At 67.2% G+C, this 15,137-nt stretch carries 17 protein-coding genes; 13 read left to right on the forward strand and 4 right to left on the reverse strand.

The window, feature by feature from the left end; genetic code table 11:
* Positions 1-247 precede the first annotated feature (247 nt).
* The 12 genes from AC1DQJ_RS02775 to AC1DQJ_RS02830 are packed head-to-tail and all read left to right on the forward strand — an operon-like array spanning position 248 to position 9,933.
* Positions 248-2,152 carry a HAMP domain-containing methyl-accepting chemotaxis protein gene (locus AC1DQJ_RS02775; protein WP_477600036.1) on the forward strand — a complete coding sequence of 635 codons (1,905 nt, stop codon included), beginning with the start codon at positions 248-250 and terminating at the stop codon, positions 2,150-2,152.
* 30 nt (positions 2,153-2,182) lie between these two features.
* Entirely contained in the window at positions 2,183-2,464 is a 282-nt protein-coding gene (locus tag AC1DQJ_RS02780; protein WP_477600038.1) for an STAS domain-containing protein, read from the forward strand.
* Between the two features lie 11 nt (positions 2,465-2,475).
* Complete coding sequence (locus AC1DQJ_RS02785; protein WP_056017186.1) at positions 2,476-2,841, forward strand: response regulator; 366 nt, start codon at positions 2,476-2,478, stop codon at positions 2,839-2,841.
* A gap of 27 nt (positions 2,842-2,868) precedes the next feature.
* Positions 2,869-5,184 carry a chemotaxis protein CheA gene (locus AC1DQJ_RS02790; protein ID WP_477600041.1) on the forward strand — a complete coding sequence of 772 codons (2,316 nt, stop codon included), beginning with the start codon at positions 2,869-2,871 and terminating at the stop codon, positions 5,182-5,184.
* A gap of 2 nt (positions 5,185-5,186) precedes the next feature.
* Complete coding sequence (locus tag AC1DQJ_RS02795; protein ID WP_477600455.1) at positions 5,187-5,660, forward strand: chemotaxis protein CheW; 474 nt, start codon at positions 5,187-5,189, stop codon at positions 5,658-5,660.
* Positions 5,657-6,532: a CheR family methyltransferase gene (locus AC1DQJ_RS02800; RefSeq protein ID WP_477600043.1), complete on the forward strand. Its 876-nt coding sequence runs from the start codon at positions 5,657-5,659 to the stop codon at positions 6,530-6,532. Before AC1DQJ_RS02795 ends, AC1DQJ_RS02800 begins: the two co-directional genes overlap by 4 nt.
* Positions 6,529-7,566 (forward strand): protein-glutamate methylesterase/protein-glutamine glutaminase, encoded by a 1,038-nt coding sequence (locus AC1DQJ_RS02805; RefSeq protein ID WP_477600044.1) that lies wholly within the window; start codon positions 6,529-6,531, stop codon positions 7,564-7,566. Before AC1DQJ_RS02800 ends, AC1DQJ_RS02805 begins: the two co-directional genes overlap by 4 nt.
* Positions 7,566-7,955 (forward strand): response regulator, encoded by a 390-nt coding sequence (locus AC1DQJ_RS02810; RefSeq protein ID WP_477600046.1) that lies wholly within the window; start codon positions 7,566-7,568, stop codon positions 7,953-7,955. The genes AC1DQJ_RS02805 and AC1DQJ_RS02810 overlap by 1 nt, the downstream gene beginning before the upstream one ends.
* Positions 7,952-8,512, forward strand: a complete 561-nt coding sequence (locus tag AC1DQJ_RS02815; protein WP_477600048.1) for a chemotaxis protein CheD — start codon at positions 7,952-7,954, stop codon at positions 8,510-8,512. Before AC1DQJ_RS02810 ends, AC1DQJ_RS02815 begins: the two co-directional genes overlap by 4 nt.
* Positions 8,512-8,877, forward strand: a complete 366-nt coding sequence (locus AC1DQJ_RS02820) for a hypothetical protein (RefSeq protein WP_477600050.1) — start codon at positions 8,512-8,514, stop codon at positions 8,875-8,877. Before AC1DQJ_RS02815 ends, AC1DQJ_RS02820 begins: the two co-directional genes overlap by 1 nt.
* Positions 8,878-8,890: 13 nt before the next feature.
* Entirely contained in the window at positions 8,891-9,487 is a 597-nt protein-coding gene (locus tag AC1DQJ_RS02825; protein WP_477600052.1) for a response regulator, read from the forward strand.
* A complete protein-coding gene (locus AC1DQJ_RS02830; protein WP_477600054.1) occupies positions 9,484-9,933 on the forward strand; it encodes a hypothetical protein in 450 nt (149 codons plus the stop codon). Before AC1DQJ_RS02825 ends, AC1DQJ_RS02830 begins: the two co-directional genes overlap by 4 nt.
* A 6-nt stretch (positions 9,934-9,939) precedes the next feature.
* Here the strand turns inward: AC1DQJ_RS02830 and AC1DQJ_RS02835 are convergent, their stop codons facing one another.
* The 3 genes from AC1DQJ_RS02835 to AC1DQJ_RS02845 all read right to left on the reverse strand — a co-directional run bounded on the left by AC1DQJ_RS02835 (position 9,940) and on the right by AC1DQJ_RS02845 (position 12,565).
* On the reverse strand, positions 9,940-10,413 hold the full coding sequence (locus AC1DQJ_RS02835) for a hypothetical protein (protein WP_477600056.1): 474 nt from the start codon (positions 10,411-10,413) through the stop codon (positions 9,940-9,942).
* Positions 10,410-11,009, reverse strand: a complete 600-nt coding sequence (locus tag AC1DQJ_RS02840) for a response regulator (protein ID WP_477600058.1) — start codon at positions 11,007-11,009, stop codon at positions 10,410-10,412. The genes AC1DQJ_RS02835 and AC1DQJ_RS02840 overlap by 4 nt, the downstream gene beginning before the upstream one ends.
* A 65-nt stretch (positions 11,010-11,074) precedes the next feature.
* Positions 11,075-12,565, reverse strand: coding sequence for a CehA/McbA family metallohydrolase (locus AC1DQJ_RS02845; protein ID WP_477600060.1), 1,491 nt, complete (start codon positions 12,563-12,565; stop codon positions 11,075-11,077).
* A 147-nt stretch (positions 12,566-12,712) separates the two neighbouring features.
* Between AC1DQJ_RS02845 and AC1DQJ_RS02850 the strand changes: the two genes are divergently transcribed.
* Positions 12,713-13,843: a zinc-binding dehydrogenase gene (locus AC1DQJ_RS02850; protein WP_477600062.1), complete on the forward strand. Its 1,131-nt coding sequence runs from the start codon at positions 12,713-12,715 to the stop codon at positions 13,841-13,843.
* A gap of 140 nt (positions 13,844-13,983) precedes the next feature.
* Here AC1DQJ_RS02850 and AC1DQJ_RS02855 read toward each other — a convergent pair whose 3' ends face one another.
* Positions 13,984-15,123, reverse strand: coding sequence for a thiolase C-terminal domain-containing protein (locus AC1DQJ_RS02855; protein ID WP_477600064.1), 1,140 nt, complete (start codon positions 15,121-15,123; stop codon positions 13,984-13,986).
* Positions 15,124-15,137 lie beyond the last annotated feature (14 nt).

A 15,137-nucleotide genomic window follows, 5' to 3' on the forward strand; every position in this document is an offset into this window, starting at 1 on the left:
AACGGGAAGGCAAGGGGCGCCAGGAAATCACTGCGCACTCCGCGCTACGTCGCGAAGTATTCGATGAATAACAGTCTGGCGTCTGGAGGCGGGTAATGCCTGTATTTCAGAGAACATCGATCTTCAAGCGGAGTGCGGCAAGAACAGCGAAGATACCGGGATTTCGAAAATCTCGATCCACCTGACCCCGAACGGCGCCAACGCCCTCCTGCAGCCCAGCTGCCGATCCTGAGCCCCGAGGACCCCTGTGTTTTTCGACAACCTGAAGATCTCCCGCAAACTGGCCCTCGGCTTCGCTGCGGTGACCCTGACCATGGCCGGCATGGGCGGCGCGATGCTGCTGAACCTGCGCACGCTCGACCACGCGCGCGTGGAGATCAAAGAGAGCCGCGAGGTTCTCAGCGCGCTGGATGAAGCCAAGTTCTTCATGACCCGACAGGAGAACAGCTACCGCGGCTACCTGCTGTCGAAGAACGACTACTACGTCGAGCGGGTGAACAAGCACCGGGGCAACTTCAAGAAGCGCCTGGACGCAGCCCGCGTCGGCCTGCAGGACAGTCCTGAGCTCGCCGCCAAGATCGACACCGCCGCGGCCTCCGCCGACAAGTGGTACGTCGAGATCTTCGAAGCCGGCGTGAAGCTGGCCTCCGATCCGGCGACCATCGACCAGGCGATCGCCATGGTCGGCCCCGATGGCGCGGCGGACTCCGTCATCGCCCCCGCCGAAGACGCCATGGACGCCGTGCAGACGGCGATGACCGAGGAAATGGCGCAGCTGCAGGCGCAGCAGATCAAGGCCTCGCGCACCGCCACCGCCAGCCTGGCCATCGGGCTGAGCCTCGCGGTGCTGATCGCCATTTCGCTGGGCTGGCTGCTGACCCGAATGATCGCCGGACCCGTGAACGCGATGACCTCCGCCATGCGCCGGCTGGCCCAGGGCGACTTCACCGCCATCGTCCCGGCCATGGGCCGCAAGGACGAGGTCGGCCAGATGGCCGAGGCGGTTTCGGTGTTCAAGGAAGCTGGCATCGAAAAGCTGCGGCTTGAGGGTCAGACCGCCGAGCAGCGGAAGGCCGCCGATGAGGAGCGCGCCCGCAACGAGGCCGCCCGCGCCGCCGCCGCTCAGGAACAGGCGCTGGTCGTCCAGGGCCTGGCCGAGGGCCTCGACCGCCTGAGCCAGGGTGACCTGACCCATCGCATCACCCGCGACTTCCCGGCCGACTACGTGAAGCTGCAGAACGACTTCAACGCCGCCATCGGCCAGTTGCAGGACGCGATGAGCGTCGTCGTCACCAATGTCCGCGGCATCAAGAGCGGCGCGGGCGAGATCTCTCACGCCGCCGACGACCTGTCGCGCCGGACCGAGCAGCAGGCGGCCAGCCTGGAGGAGACCGCCGCCGCGCTCGACGAGATCACCGCCACCGTCAACAAGACCGCCAGCGGCGCCAAGACCTGCTCCGACGTGGTGCTCGGCGCGCGCGGTGACGCGCAGAAGAGCGGCGAGGTCGTGCGACAAGCCGTCGCGGCGATGAGCGAAATCGAAAAATCGGCGCAACAAATCAGCCAGATCATCGGGGTGATCGATGAGATCGCTTTCCAGACCAATCTGCTGGCCCTGAACGCCGGGGTCGAAGCCGCCCGCGCCGGGGAAGCTGGCCGTGGGTTCGCGGTGGTGGCCTCCGAGGTGCGGGCCCTGGCCCAGCGCTCGGCCGAAGCCGCCAAGGAAATCAAGACCTTGATCTCCGCCTCCAGCCAACAGGTCGGCCAGGGCGTGCATCTGGTCGGCGAAACCGGCGAGGCTCTGCAGCGCATCGTCAGCCGGGTCGCCGAGATCGACGGCCTGGTCGGCGAGATCGCCGCGAGCGCCCAGGAACAGGCTGTCGGCCTTCAACAGGTCAACACCGCTGTTAACCAAATGGATCAAGTCACCCAGCAGAATGCCGCCATGGTCGAAGAATCGACGGCCGCGAGTCACGCCCTGGCGAATGAAGCCGAAGTGCTGGCCGGCTCCGTCGCACGGTTCAACATCGGCCAGCCGCAAGCCCCCGCCGCCGCGCGTCGCGGACCGACGGTGCAGCTGAAGCGGTCGAGCCGTGAGGGCTCGGCGCTCCGTAGGCCGGAGCCCGAGACCGACGGGTGGGAAGAATTCTAGGGGCCCGCGGGCCCCATGGGGGAAGTACAGATGTCGGAGACGCTTGCGCCCGCGGTCGTCAGTCTGCCGCCGGTCCTGGACCTGCAGGCCGCTGAGCCGCTGCGTGCGGAACTCATGGCCCTGCGGGGCCGGCCACTGACTTTGGACGCCTCCCAAGTGACTCGGCTCGGCGGGCTATGCCTGCAAGTTCTGATGTCGGCCCGCAAAATCTGGTCCGAGGACGGCCTAAGCTTAACTGTGGATCAACCGTCTTCAGGCTTTTCAGAGCAATTGGCCGCCTTCGGCGAGCCCGAGCTGCAATTCGAGTCCTAAGGGGGATTCTCGTGAGCAAGACCGTTCTGACCATCGACGATAGCCGCACCATGCGGGAAATGCTGAACCACGCGCTGGTTCAGGCCGGCTACACCGTCATTCAGGCCGTCGATGGCGTTGAAGGACTGGAAGTCCTGCAGGCCAATGGCGCCGACGTGGTGATCACTGACATCAACATGCCTCGCCTTGATGGCTTCGGCGTGATCGAGGGCGTCCGCGCCAATCCCGATCACCGGGCCACGCCGATCCTGGTGCTGACCACTGAAAGCGACGCAGCCAAGAAGGAGCGGGCCCGCGCGGCCGGCGCCACCGGCTGGATCGTGAAGCCGTTCAATCCCGTGAAGCTGGTCGAAGCCGTTCGTCGCGTCGCCGCTTAATTTCCCTATCCGATCCGGAGCGCTTCGTTGGATCCGTTCGAGAGCATCAAGCAGACCTTCTTCCAGGAGTGCGATGAGCTCCTGACCGACGCCGAACAGGGTCTGCTGGCCATGGAGGCCGGCGACGCGGACAGCGAAACCATCAATGCCGTGTTCCGGGCGGTCCACTCCGTGAAGGGTGGCGCCGGCGCGTTCGGGCTCGAAGAGCTGATCCGTTTCGCCCACGTCTTCGAAACGGTGATGGACGATCTGCGCTCCGGCAAGATGGAGCTCACCGACGAAGTCGCCAAGACGCTGTTGCGCGCCTTCGACGTCCTCGCCGACCATGTGGCCGCCGCGCGCGACGGCGGGTCGGTCGACGAGGCCCGGTCCACAGGCATGCTCGGCGAACTGAAGGGCTTGATCGGCGACGAGGGCCTCGACGACGCGGGCGACCTGGGCGACGACGAGGACTTCGGCTTCGTCCCGATGGTGGTTTCCATCGACGACGACAGCGCCGAGGCTCCGGCCGCGGACCTTGGTCTCGACTTGCCGCCGCCGGTTTCGCTGGACGACGACGCGGCCGCCTTGGTCCCCGGCGGCGCCTGGATCATCGAGTTCGCGCCCAAGACCGAGATGTACGCCAAGGCCAACGAATCTGGCCTGGTGCTACGTGAGTTGGCCCGGTTGGGCGAGACGCAGGTTCAACTGGACGACAGCGCCCTGCCGCCGCTGGACCAGCTGGCGGCCGAGGCCTCGTATCTGAGCTGGACCATCCGCCTGACCACTGAGGCGGACGAGGCCTCGATCCGCGAAGTCTTCGAGTTCGTCGAGGACGACTGCGTTCTCTCCATCCGTCGCGAAGGCGACGACGAACCGGCGCCCAAGGCCGAGGTTCCGCACACCGATGACGATCTGGCCAAGGCCAGCGCCGATGCGCCCCTGGACCTCGCGGCGCTGCTGGCCCGCGTCTCTGGCGACGCGCCCGTGGCCGAGGCCGCGCCCGAACCTGTCCCCGACGTCGCCGCGCTGATCGCCCGCGCCCAGGCTGAGGCGGTTCCCGCCGCCCCCGCGCCGCAGCCGGCCGCTGCGCCGGCGCGCGCCCCGGCCACGCCGCCCGCCAACGCCAACAACACAGCCCAGCCGGCCGCCGCGCCCCAGGCCACGATCCGCGTCGACCTCGACCGCGTCGATCGCCTGATCAACGCGGTCGGCGAACTGGTCATTCAGCAGGCGATGCTCTCACAGCGCGTGCTGGAGAGCGGCCTGGCCCGCTCGTCCAACGTCGTGCTGGGCCTTGAAGACCTCGAACTGCTGACGCGCGAGATCCAGGACAGCGTCATGGCCATCCGCGCCCAGCCGGTGAAGAGCGTCTTCCAGCGCATGCCGCGTCTGGTCCGCGAAGTCGCCGACATGGTCGGCAAGCGGGTCCGCCTGGTCATGGAAGGCGAAGGCACCGAGGTCGACAAGACCGTCATCGAGCGCCTGACCGACCCGATCACCCACATGCTGCGCAACGCCATCGACCACGGGCTGGAAACGCCTGAGGGTCGGGCCGAGGCGGGCAAGCCGGCCGAGGGTGTGGTGCACATGCGCGCCCTGCACCGCGGCGGGCGCATCGTCATCGAAATCCAGGACGACGGCCGCGGCATCAACCGCCCGCGCGTGCGCGGCATCGCCGTCGACAAGGGACTGATCGCCGAAGACGCGGTGCTGTCGGACGAGGAAGTCGACAACCTGATCTTCCTGCCCGGCTTCTCGACCGCCGAGACCATCTCCGACATCTCCGGCCGCGGCGTCGGCATGGACGTGGTCCGCCGCTCGATCCAGGCCCTGGGCGGCCGTATCTCCATCTCGTCCGAACCCGGCAAGGGTTCGAAGTTCACGATGTCGCTGCCGCTGACCCTGGCGGTGCTGGACGGCATGGTGGTCACCGCCGCCGAACAGACACTGGTCGCCCCGTTGTCGGCCATCGTCGAAAGCCTCACCCCGCGCCCCGAGGACGTCCACTACGTCGGCGGCAAGGATGCCGTGATCCGCATCCGCGACACCTTCGTGCCCCTGATCGACGTGGGGGTCTCGCTCGGCTTCCGTGACGGTCCGATGGAGGCGGGCCAGGGCGTGGCGATCCTGGTCGAGAGCGAGGGCGGCGGCAAGGCGGCCCTGCTGGTCGACGCCATCCAGGGCCAGCGCCAGGTGGTGATCAAGAGTCTGGAAGCCAACTACCAGCAGATCGACGGCATCGCGGCGGCGACCATCCTCGGCGACGGCCGCGTGGCGCTGATCCTCGACGTAGACGCCCTTGTGACCACGCAGCATCGGCGCAAGCCGACGCCGCGCAGTGAGAAGCGAATGGCCGGATGAGCATGACCGACTCCATGACCCAAGCCGCCGGCGCCGGCGCGCGCCGTGAGCTGATCGCCTTCCGGATCGCCGACCAGGAATTCTGCGTCGACATCATGCAGGTGCGCGAGATCCGCGGCTGGACCACGGCCACCCCCCTGCCGCGAACCCCCTCCTACATGAAGGGCGTCATCAACCTGCGCGGCGCGGTCCTGCCGATCGTCGATCTGGGCGCGCGCCTGGGCCTGAGCACCAGCGAGCCCAGCGCCCGCCACGTGATCATGGTGGTGAACGTCGGCGGCCGCACGCTCGGCTTGCTGGTCGAAGCCGTCAGCGACATCATCAATGTCAGCGACGACATGGTGCAGCCGACCCCGGACGTCGCCTGCGACCAGGTGAAGACTTTTGTGAAGGGCCTGTTCGCCATCGACGGCCGCATGGTCAGCCTGATTTCGTTGGACCGAGTCCTGCCGGAGACTGAGGCAGAGGCGGCATGAGCGGCACCCTCGATACGCGTCCCAGGGGCGGGGGCGGGCTTGTCGAAGGCGAGTTCCTGTTCACCGAAGACGACTTCAAGCAGATCGCGCAGATCCTGCACAGCCACGCCGGCATCGCCCTGGCGGAGGGCAAGGCGGCGCTGGTCTATTCCCGCCTGGCCAAGCGCCTGCGATCGCTCGGCATGCGCTCGTTCCGCGAGTATTGCGCCCTGATCGAGGACCACAAGGAGGTCGATGAGCGGCAGGCGATGATGGCCGCCCTGACCACCAACGTGACCCGCTATTTTCGCGAGCCGCATCACTTCGATCACCTCCGCGACGTGGTGATGCCAGCCTTGGCCGAGCGGGCCCGCAAGGGCGGCCGCGTGCGCCTGTGGTCGGCGGCCTGCTCCAACGGCCAGGAGCCCTACTCCATGGCCATCACGGTGCTGAACGCGCTGCCCGAGGCCGCGAGCCTGGACGTGAAGATCCTGGCCACCGACATCGACCCGAACATGGTCGCCGAGGGCAAGGCCGGCATCTACCGCGAAGACGCGATCACCCCCGTTCCGCTGGAGATGCGTCGCAAGTGGTTCAAGAAGGCGCCCGGCGGCTGGGAAGTGGCCGACGAGCTGCGCCAGCTGGTGGCCTTCCGCGAGCTCAACCTGATCGGCGACTGGCCGATGCGCGGCAAGTTCGACGCCATCTTCTGTCGCAACGTCGTGATCTATTTCGACGAGCCGACCCAGGAACGGATCTGGAGCCGTTTCGCCCCCCTGCTGGAGACGGGCGGCGCCCTCTATATCGGCCACTCCGAACGCGTCACGGGTCCGGCGACCGCGCAGTTCGAGACCACCGGCCTGACCACCTATTCGTTGCGAGGCCGTCGATGAGTATCGGAGTCCTGGTCGTCGACGACAGCGCCACCATGCGCGGCCTGATCGCCGCGGCGCTGAAGCGCGACCCTGAAATCGAAGTGCTGGGATTTGCGAACGACCCGATCGAGGCGCGCGACCAGATCAAGAAGCTCAATCCCGACGTCGTGACCCTCGACATCGAGATGCCGAAGATGAACGGCCTCGATTTCCTCGAGAAGATCATGCGCCTGCGTCCGACGCCGGTGGTGATGGTCTCCACCCTGACCCAGTCGGGCGCCGACGTGACCCTGGAAGCCCTCGAACTCGGCGCGGTCGATTGCGTCGGCAAGCCGGTGGGCGGCGTCACCGCCCAGGACGCGTTCTCCGAGCTGACCTTGAAGGTGAAGGCGGCCGCCAAGGCTCGGGTCAAGCCTTACAACGGCCCCACCGCGCCTGTCGAACGCGACGGCGACTACCGCGCCTCCGACATGATCCTGGCGATCGGATCGTCGACCGGCGGCGTCGAGGCGCTGATGACCATCCTCGCCAACTTCCCTGAGACGTGCCCGCCGACCGTGATCACTCAGCACATGCCGGCGACCTTCACCAAGAGCTTCGCCGCTCGGCTGGACAAGATCTCCGGCGCCCACGTCACCGAGGCCCGCGACGGCGACCGGCTGCAGTCCGGCCACGTCTATGTCGCCCCCGGCGGCGACTTGCACATGGAGGTGGTGTCCTCCTCGCACCCGGTGGTCCGGCTGCGGGCCGGCGAACCGGTCAACGGACACCGCCCGTCCGTCGACGTGCTCTTCGAGTCCGTCGCCAAGCTCAACCGCCCGTCCGTCGGCGCAATCCTGACCGGCATGGGCCGGGACGGCGCCGCCGGCCTGCTGTCCATGAAGAAGTCCGGCGCCCGCACCCTGGGCCAGGACGAGTCCTCCAGCGTCGTCTACGGAATGCCGCGTGTCGCCTTCGAGATGGGCGCCGTGGAGAAGCAGGTGGGCCTTTCCCGGATGGGCCCTGCAATCTTGACCCTCTGCTCCGCCGCAGACACTCATAGGAGCGCCTGATGCCTACCGCCGCCAGCATCAAGACCCTGATCGTCGACGATCAACAGACGATGCGCTCTCTGGTCCGCACGAGCCTGCACGCCCTCGGCATCACCCAGACGCGCGAAGCGCCCGATGGCGAGGAAGGCCTGCGCCAGCTGATCTCCGCGCCCGCCAACCTGGTGATCACCGACTTCAACATGCCCAAGCTGGACGGGCTGGGTCTGCTGCGCGCGATCCGCGCCCATGGCCCGACCTCCAAGACCGCGGTCATCATGCTGACCGGTCGCGCCGACCGCGAACTGGTGCAGCGGGCGGTGCAGTTCGGGGTCAACAACTATCTGGTGAAGCCCTTCACCACCCAAACGCTCAAAGAAAAAATCGAAGCGGTGTTCGGCCCACTCACATGATCGTCGAGAACGTCTCAGGCCGACCGGGCAAGCGGATCCATGTGGTGCAGGGTGAGCACCACATCTCCAGCGACCCGGATGTCATGCTGACCACGATCCTCGGATCGTGCGTCGCGGTGTGCATGCGCGACGCCAAGACCGGCGTTGGCGGCATGAACCACTTCCTTCTACCGACGGGCAAGGTCGAGGGCGTCGACGAGGGCCGCCGCTACGGGGCCTACGCGATGGAACTGCTGATCAACGAACTGCTGCGCTCGGGCGCGCGCCGTGACCGGCTGGAAGCCAAGCTGTTCGGCGGCGCGCGCATGTTTGGCGGCCTGTCGGACGTCGGCGCCTCCAACGCCGCCTTCGCCGAGAAGTTTCTCCGCGACGAAGCCATTCCGGTGGTCGGATCTAGCCTGGGCGGCCTGTCGGCCCGCCGCGTGCAGTACTGGCCGACCTCGGGCCGGGCGCAACAAAGAACCGTCACTGATAACGCGGAGCTAACCCGTCTGCGCGAACCTGTGGCGCGGATCCCTGCGCCGGTCGAGGACGAAGGGTCCGTGGAGCTGTTTTGATGAGCCATTCCGCCGTTGTCCGCACCCCAGAGGTCCTCGCCTCCATCGCCCAGGAGCTGGAGCATGCGGGCGAGCTGTGCGACCGGCTGGAAACGCTGGTCACCCAGCTGGTGCGCGCCAGCCGGGGCGAGCCGCTGGCCATCGCCCTGCACGAAGCGCAGACCCTGGACGTGCTGACCCAGCACCTGGCGGCCCTGGCCAACTTCACGCGCAAGCTCGCGATGCAAGCCGAGAGCGATGCGTACGACCTCACCGACGCCGTCGCCGGCGTCACCCTGGGCGAACTCGCCAACCGTCTGGCGCGCGTCACCCGCGAAGCTCCTGCGCTCGCCAAGGCGGACGCCGGGGACCTGGATCTCTTCTGAAACGACCGCCGACATGGCTCTCGACCCCAAGATCAGGATCAACCTCGACCGTTCGGTGGTCCTGCTGGTCGACGACAATTCGCAGGCCCTCGAAGCCCTGACCGCGATGTTCAGGGGCTTTGGCGTGCGCAAGCAATTCAAGTCCAGGTCCGGTTCCGAGGCGATGCACGTCGTCAAGACCCAGGAGCTGGACCTGATCGTCATCGACTCCTCGATGCCCGACATGGACGGCTACGACTTCGTGCACTGGCTGCGCCGCGAAGGGCCTGAGGCCGCGCGCTTCACGCCGGTCATCATGCTGACCGGCCACGCGGCTCGCACCATGGTCGAGAAGAGCCGGGATTCTGGCGCCAATTTTGTCGTCTCGCGGCCGTTCACGCCCGAGATCCTGTTGCAGCGCGTGTTCTGGGTGGCCAAGGACGAACGCCAGATGGTGGTGGCCGAGGGCTATGTCGGCCCTGATCGTCGGTTCAAGAACCTGGGCCCGCCCTTGGGTGTGAAGGGCCGGCGCAAGGACGATCTGTCAACGCACATTGGGATGGCGAAGGATCCGAACATGGATCAGTCGGACATCGACATGCTGCTCAAACCGATGAAGGCGCAACTGTGAGCGAAGCTGAATTCGTCAAGGTCAAGTACCGCTTGACCGATCAGGTGGCCCGTCCCGGCGGCATGACCGCAGGCCTGGCCAGCGAACGCGCCCAGCGCGAACTGGCCGCGCACGCCGGCGACGCGATGAAGTCGCTGGGCAACATGATCGGCCGGCTGGAAGCCATGGGCCGCGAGCAGAACGTGTCGCTGGACACGGTCTATGAGGAAGGCTCGACCATCCTCGACATCGCCGGCCTGTTCGACAAACGCGTGCTGTGCGACGCCTGCTACAGCCTCTGCGAGCTGGTCGATCGTCAGCGTACGCACAATCGCGCCGACTGGACCACGATCGTCGTCCACGTCAATGCGCTGCGCCTGCTCTGGACCAAGGACGGCCAGGACCCGGATTCGCTGAAGTCGGTGGTCGACGGCCTGTGGTCGATCACCGATCGCCTCGCGCCGTAAGCCCTTCTATTCCGGCTTGGCGTAGCGCTGGCTGACCTGGCGCAGGCCGGCCAGAATCGCCTGCGTCCCCGCCTGGTCTGCCGCGCCCTCGGTGTGCAGCAGCAGGCGGAACGCGCGCAGATGCACGGCCACGGCGTTGGCGTCCCAGCGCCCCTGCCCCTTCAGATAGTCGAGCAGGTCCGACAGGCTGATCAGCGCGGTGTCGACCGAGGCGAGGCCGCAGACGCTCGGCACCCCGATCGGCTTGGCGACAATGGCGTAGAGCTCGCCGAGCAGCGCTTCGTCGAACTCGCCGCCCGCGCGCGCGGCGCAGGCCTCGGCCTCATCCAGCACCGCCTTCAGTTCGCCCAGGCATTCGCTCTTCAGGCCGGCCAGGCCCGCGCCGGCCCGTTGCACCGCTTCGGCCACCGGCAGCCCGCCAGGGGTGCGCAGCAGCTTCGCCAGCCTCACCGGAGGGGTAAAGATTTTCACAGCGCTCATAGCTCAACGCGCCTCGTCTTCATCAGGCTGTCGATGACGTCCTGATCCATGTTGGGGGTGTCCGCCTCGCCGAGGTCTCCCTGGAGATCATCGCGACGGCGGCCGGTCATGCCGGCTGGCACCCCATCGTTCTTGAAGCGGCGGTCGGGGCCCAGATAGGTGTCGCACTCGACGAACCGCCGCCCCTCCTTGGCGATCCACAGAATCCGCTCGAGCACGGCGATCGGCGTCAGCGGCTTGGCCATGACGAAGTGAGCGCCGCAGTCGCGCGCCCGGGCCACCGCATTGCTGGGCGTGTGGCCGGAGGTCAGCAACACCGGCGCATAGCAGTTCGGTTCGATGCGGCTGCGGCGCAGCCACTCGACGAAGTCGTAGCCTTCGCCGCCGGGCATCGCGTCGCAGATGATCAGGTCGGCCTCGACCCTGGAGATCGTATCCTTGGCCTCGGCGACCGTTTCGCAGCGGTGGAGCGCCTTCACGCCGAAGCCGGTCAGGATCTGGAGCATGATGCTCATGCCCATGGCCGATTCATCGAGCACCAGCACCGAGGCGCGCTCGAGGTTGAAGCGGACGCGGGATTCAGGATTCAGACCCATGCATTCCCAAACCTAGGGGTGCGTGGTTAACAAGAGTTTCCGCAACCCTGGACTGCTGCGACCGGTCAGGGCGTCAGATAGATCGGATTGCCGAGCAGCAGCAGCTTGCCTTCGGCCGAGCGGACATCGACCCGCAGCCAGCGGCGGGCGCCGTCCGCCGCAACTTCGAAGACGATGGTCTGATCGGCCGAGCTGACCGCGGGATCGATCAGCCGCGCGAGTTTGGCGCCGTCGCCGGCCAGGCTGATGCGCCCGCCCATGACGCCCGCGACACGCGCCCGCACCTCGACCTTCGCCCCCGCCGGCGCCTTCAGCTGGTCGCCCATTTGCGCCTGCGCGCCGCCCGTGCTCGCGGTCACCTCCAGCAGCCGCTCGCCGGTTCCGGCCACATCGACGAATACATGCCCCTTGCGGATCGCCTCGAGGATGGCCGGCTGGCTGAGCTCGCCAGCCCGCACCACGGTCGTGGGCATGCCGATGGCAGGCGCCTTGGTCGGATCGAGCGTGGCGTCGTGGTTGTCCGAGCCGCCAATGGCGCTGATCCGCCGGCCTTCGTCCAGCCGCGCCTCCCAGAAGCCCAGGCCCGACATCGGCCCCTCCGCCACCCCGCCATTGACCACCTCGATCGCCTGGATGCGGTCGAAGTCGGTGTTCGGCGCCGTCCAGCCGCAGCCCATGCAGAGCTCGCCGGAGGGCAGGCCCGGGTGATTGATCGATAGCAGCCCGCCCGCCCGCTCCGCCTGCGTCTGGACGGCCGCAATGCTCGGCGCGTGCGGCCCGCCGACTTGGAAGTCGATGAACGCCGTCGGCCCAAACAGATTGGCGTGGCCGTAGAAGGTGGTGATCTCCCGCCCGGGAATGATCAGCAGGTCGTCGTAATACGGAGCCAGCTCCCGCAAGGCCTCGAAGTGCGAAATGGTGTTGTGGTCGGTCACCGACACGAAATCGAGCCCACGAGCGGCGGCCGCGTCCAGGCTCTTGAACACGGGGCACGGGACCTTGGCGCCTCCACGCGACTTGCAGGAGCCGTCGCTGTGCCCGGAGTGCATGTGCAGGTCGCCGCGCCACCAGCGGTCCCCCGTCGCGACCGCCGTATCTGAGAATCCGCCGAACGGCGCGCCGGCCTTCTCGAACCAGACCTTGGCCACATAGTCGGCGCGGGCGTCCTTGCGGATATTGGGCGCGCCGAGGATCAGCTTCCAGGTCCCGGCCTTCAGCGATCCCGCCAGGTAGGACGGCGTCGCTTCGGTTTCGCTCAGCGTGAAGCGGTTCTTGTTGCCGCCGCTCCAGCCACGGAATCTATCGGGATCTCGCAGGCCCAGGTCGATGACCGACTTCTGCTCCTTGCCCGTGTAACTGAACTCCACGGTCATCCGGTCCACGCCCGCCGGAACCTTGAAGGGCAGTTCCGCATAGGTCTCGTGCGCCGCGCCGGTGAGCGACCCGCTCAGGGTCAGGTCCGGCGGTGGCGGGCTTTCCGCCCGCGCCGCCGCGACCTCGAAGAAAAACGCCAGCGCGACGAGCGCGACCGCCCCCGCACGCAAGCCTTGCTGCACCGTCCCGATCATCAGAAGCGGTATAGCACGGCTGCCCGGAACGCGCCGCCAAGGTCGCCGCTCAAAAATCCGACCGGTCGTGCGATTCTGATTGCCGCGGCGTCACCGGATCCATATTTACGACGTAAGCAACAATTGGAGACGGCCATGGGTACGAGCCTGCAACTGCGTTCGCTGGTGAAATCGAGCGGCGAACTGGAACTCTCGCTGGCGCGGGTGCCGATCCCCGAGCCGGCCGCCGATGAGGTTCTGGTTCGGATCGAGGGCGCCCCGATCAACCCGTCCGATCTCGGCCTGCTGCTGGGTCCGGCCGACATCGCCGGCGCCAAGGTCAGCGGCTCGGGCGACGATGTCGTCTTCACCGCCCCGGTCCCGCAGCAATTCCTGCGGGCGCTGAAGGCGCGCCTGGACGACTCCATGCCGGTCGGCAACGAAGGCGCCGGCGTCGTCATCGCCGCCGGGTCCTCGCCGGAGGCCCAGGCCCTGCTCGGCAAGACCGTCGCCCTGCTCGGCGGCGCGACCTACGCGCAGCATCGCACCGCCAAGGCGGCCGACGTGCTGCTGCTGCCGGACGACGCCACCCCCGCTGACGGCGCCTCCTGCTTCGTCAATCCGCTGACCGCGCTGAGCATGGTCGAGGTCATGCGCCGCGAAGGCCACACCGCCCTGATCCACACCGCAGCGGCCTCCAACCTCGGCCAGATGCTCAACAAGATCTGTATCCAGGACGGCGTGGCCCTGGTGAACATCGTCCGCAGCCAGGAGCAGGCCGAGCTGCTGCGCGGCCTCGGCGCCAAGTATGTGGTGGATTCCACCGCCCCTGACTTCATCGACGCCCTGACCGACGCTATCGACGAAACCGGCGCGACCCTGGCCTTCGACGCGATCGGCGGGGGCAAGCTGGCCTCGCAGATCCTCTCGGCGATGGAAGTCGCGGCCAACCGCAAGGCCACCGTCTACAGCCGCTACGGCTCGTCGACCTACAAGCAGGTCTACATCTATGGCGGCCTCGACACGCGCCCGACCGAACTGGCCCGCAACTTCGGCCTGTCGTGGGGTGTGAACGGCTGGCTGCTGACGCCCTTCCTGGCCAAGATCGGCGCGGCCGACGCGGCCAAGCTGCGCGCCCGCGTGGCAGCCGAACTGAAGACCACCTTCGCCAGCCACTACGTCGCCGAGCTCTCGCTGGCCGAGGCCCTGCAGCCCGACGTCATCGCGGCTTACGCGCGCAAGGCGACCGGCGAAAAGTACCTGATCAACCCGAACAAGGGCGTCTAGGTCGGGACCTAGCCCACGGATGTCATCCCGGGTTTCGCCGAAGGCGAAGACCGGGATGACACTCTGGGCATCAAAAAAATGCTGCACCCACGCCTTGCAGCATGGGTGCAGCATAAACTGCGGTAAGTATTTGTTTTAGCTTACTTCTCGTTCGTGAAGATCACCGTGCCGGACGAGGCGAACATGCCGCCGACGCCGTGGGCGACGCTGATCTTGGCGCCTTCGATCTGAGCCGCGGCGGTGCCGCGCATCTGCCGCACGCTCTCCTGCAGCGCATACATCCCGTACATGCCCGAGTGCATGTAGGAGAGGCCGCCGCCGTTGGTGTTCAGCGGCAGCTTGCCGCCGATCGCCGTGTTGCGCTCACGGATGAAGTCCTTGGCCTCGCCCGGCTTCACGAAGCCGAGGTCTTCCAGGCCGTAGAGCGGCAGGTGGGCGAAGGCGTCGTAGATCATCAGGTGATCGACGTCGGAGTGCTTGATGCCGGCGTCTTCGAACGCCTTCTTGCCCGAGATCTTGAACGCGGTGGACGACGTGAAGTCGTACATCTGCGAGACCATCGGGGTTTCGACGCTCTCGCCCGTGCCGAGCACGTAGACCGGCTTTTGCGGGAAGTCCTTGGCGCGGTCGGCGCTGGTCAGGATCAGCGCGCCGCCGCCGTCAGTGACGAGGCAGCACATCAGCATCCGGAACGGCCAGGCGATCATCGGCGAGTTCAGCACGTCGTCGACGCTGATCGGATCCTTGAAGCTGGCGCGCGGGTTCTTGGCCGCCCACTCGCGCTGGATGACCGCCACAGTCGCCAGGTCTTCCTCGGTGACGCCGTAGGTCTTCATGTAGCGAAGCACCGGCACGGTGAACATGGTCGGCGGGCCGACCGGGCCGAACGGCATCTCGAACTGGCCCATCAGGCTGGACGGCGCACGGCCAAAGCCCCCGGCCCCGACCCGCGAACGGCCCGATTCGCCGTGGGTGATCAGGATGGTCTTGGCGTGGCCCGCGGCGATGGCGGCGGCCGCATGGCGGACGTGCAGCATGAACGAGCAGCCGCCCACCGACGTGCCGTCGGCATAGGTCGGCTTGATGCCGAGATAGTGGGCCAGTTCGACTGGGCTGATACCGGCGGTGGCGACACCGTCGATGTCGGCCGGCGTCAGGCCGGCGTCGGCCATGGCGTTCAGCGCGGCGTCAGCGTGCAGGCCGATCACGGACACGTCCGGAATCTTGCCCATCTTCGTGGTTTCCGCGGCCCCGACGACCGCGACGGAATTCTTCTGCATTGTCTTAAGCCCTC

Source organism: Phenylobacterium sp. P4_E10 (assembly GCF_056401675.1).

Excerpts from the sequence above, each read along its gene's own strand:
- AC1DQJ_RS02810 (WP_477600046.1), top strand. The coding sequence starts at position 7,566 with ATGCCTACCGCCGCCAGCATCAAGACCCTGATCGTCGACGATCAACAG.
- AC1DQJ_RS02815 (WP_477600048.1), top strand. The coding sequence starts at position 7,952 with ATGATCGTCGAGAACGTCTCAGGCCGACCGGGCAAGCGGATCCATGTG.
- AC1DQJ_RS02840 (WP_477600058.1), bottom strand. The coding sequence starts at position 11,009 with ATGGGTCTGAATCCTGAATCCCGCGTCCGCTTCAACCTCGAGCGCGCC.
- AC1DQJ_RS02805 (WP_477600044.1), top strand. The coding sequence starts at position 6,529 with ATGAGTATCGGAGTCCTGGTCGTCGACGACAGCGCCACCATGCGCGGC.
- AC1DQJ_RS02855 (WP_477600064.1), bottom strand. The coding sequence starts at position 15,123 with ATGCAGAAGAATTCCGTCGCGGTCGTCGGGGCCGCGGAAACCACGAAG.
- AC1DQJ_RS02795 (WP_477600455.1), top strand. The coding sequence starts at position 5,187 with ATGACCGACTCCATGACCCAAGCCGCCGGCGCCGGCGCGCGCCGTGAG.
- AC1DQJ_RS02820 (WP_477600050.1), top strand. The coding sequence starts at position 8,512 with ATGAGCCATTCCGCCGTTGTCCGCACCCCAGAGGTCCTCGCCTCCATC.
- AC1DQJ_RS02800 (WP_477600043.1), top strand. The coding sequence starts at position 5,657 with ATGAGCGGCACCCTCGATACGCGTCCCAGGGGCGGGGGCGGGCTTGTC.
- AC1DQJ_RS02780 (WP_477600038.1), top strand. The coding sequence starts at position 2,183 with ATGTCGGAGACGCTTGCGCCCGCGGTCGTCAGTCTGCCGCCGGTCCTG.
- AC1DQJ_RS02835 (WP_477600056.1), bottom strand. The coding sequence starts at position 10,413 with ATGAGCGCTGTGAAAATCTTTACCCCTCCGGTGAGGCTGGCGAAGCTG.
- AC1DQJ_RS02825 (WP_477600052.1), top strand. The coding sequence starts at position 8,891 with ATGGCTCTCGACCCCAAGATCAGGATCAACCTCGACCGTTCGGTGGTC.
- AC1DQJ_RS02850 (WP_477600062.1), top strand. The coding sequence starts at position 12,713 with ATGGGTACGAGCCTGCAACTGCGTTCGCTGGTGAAATCGAGCGGCGAA.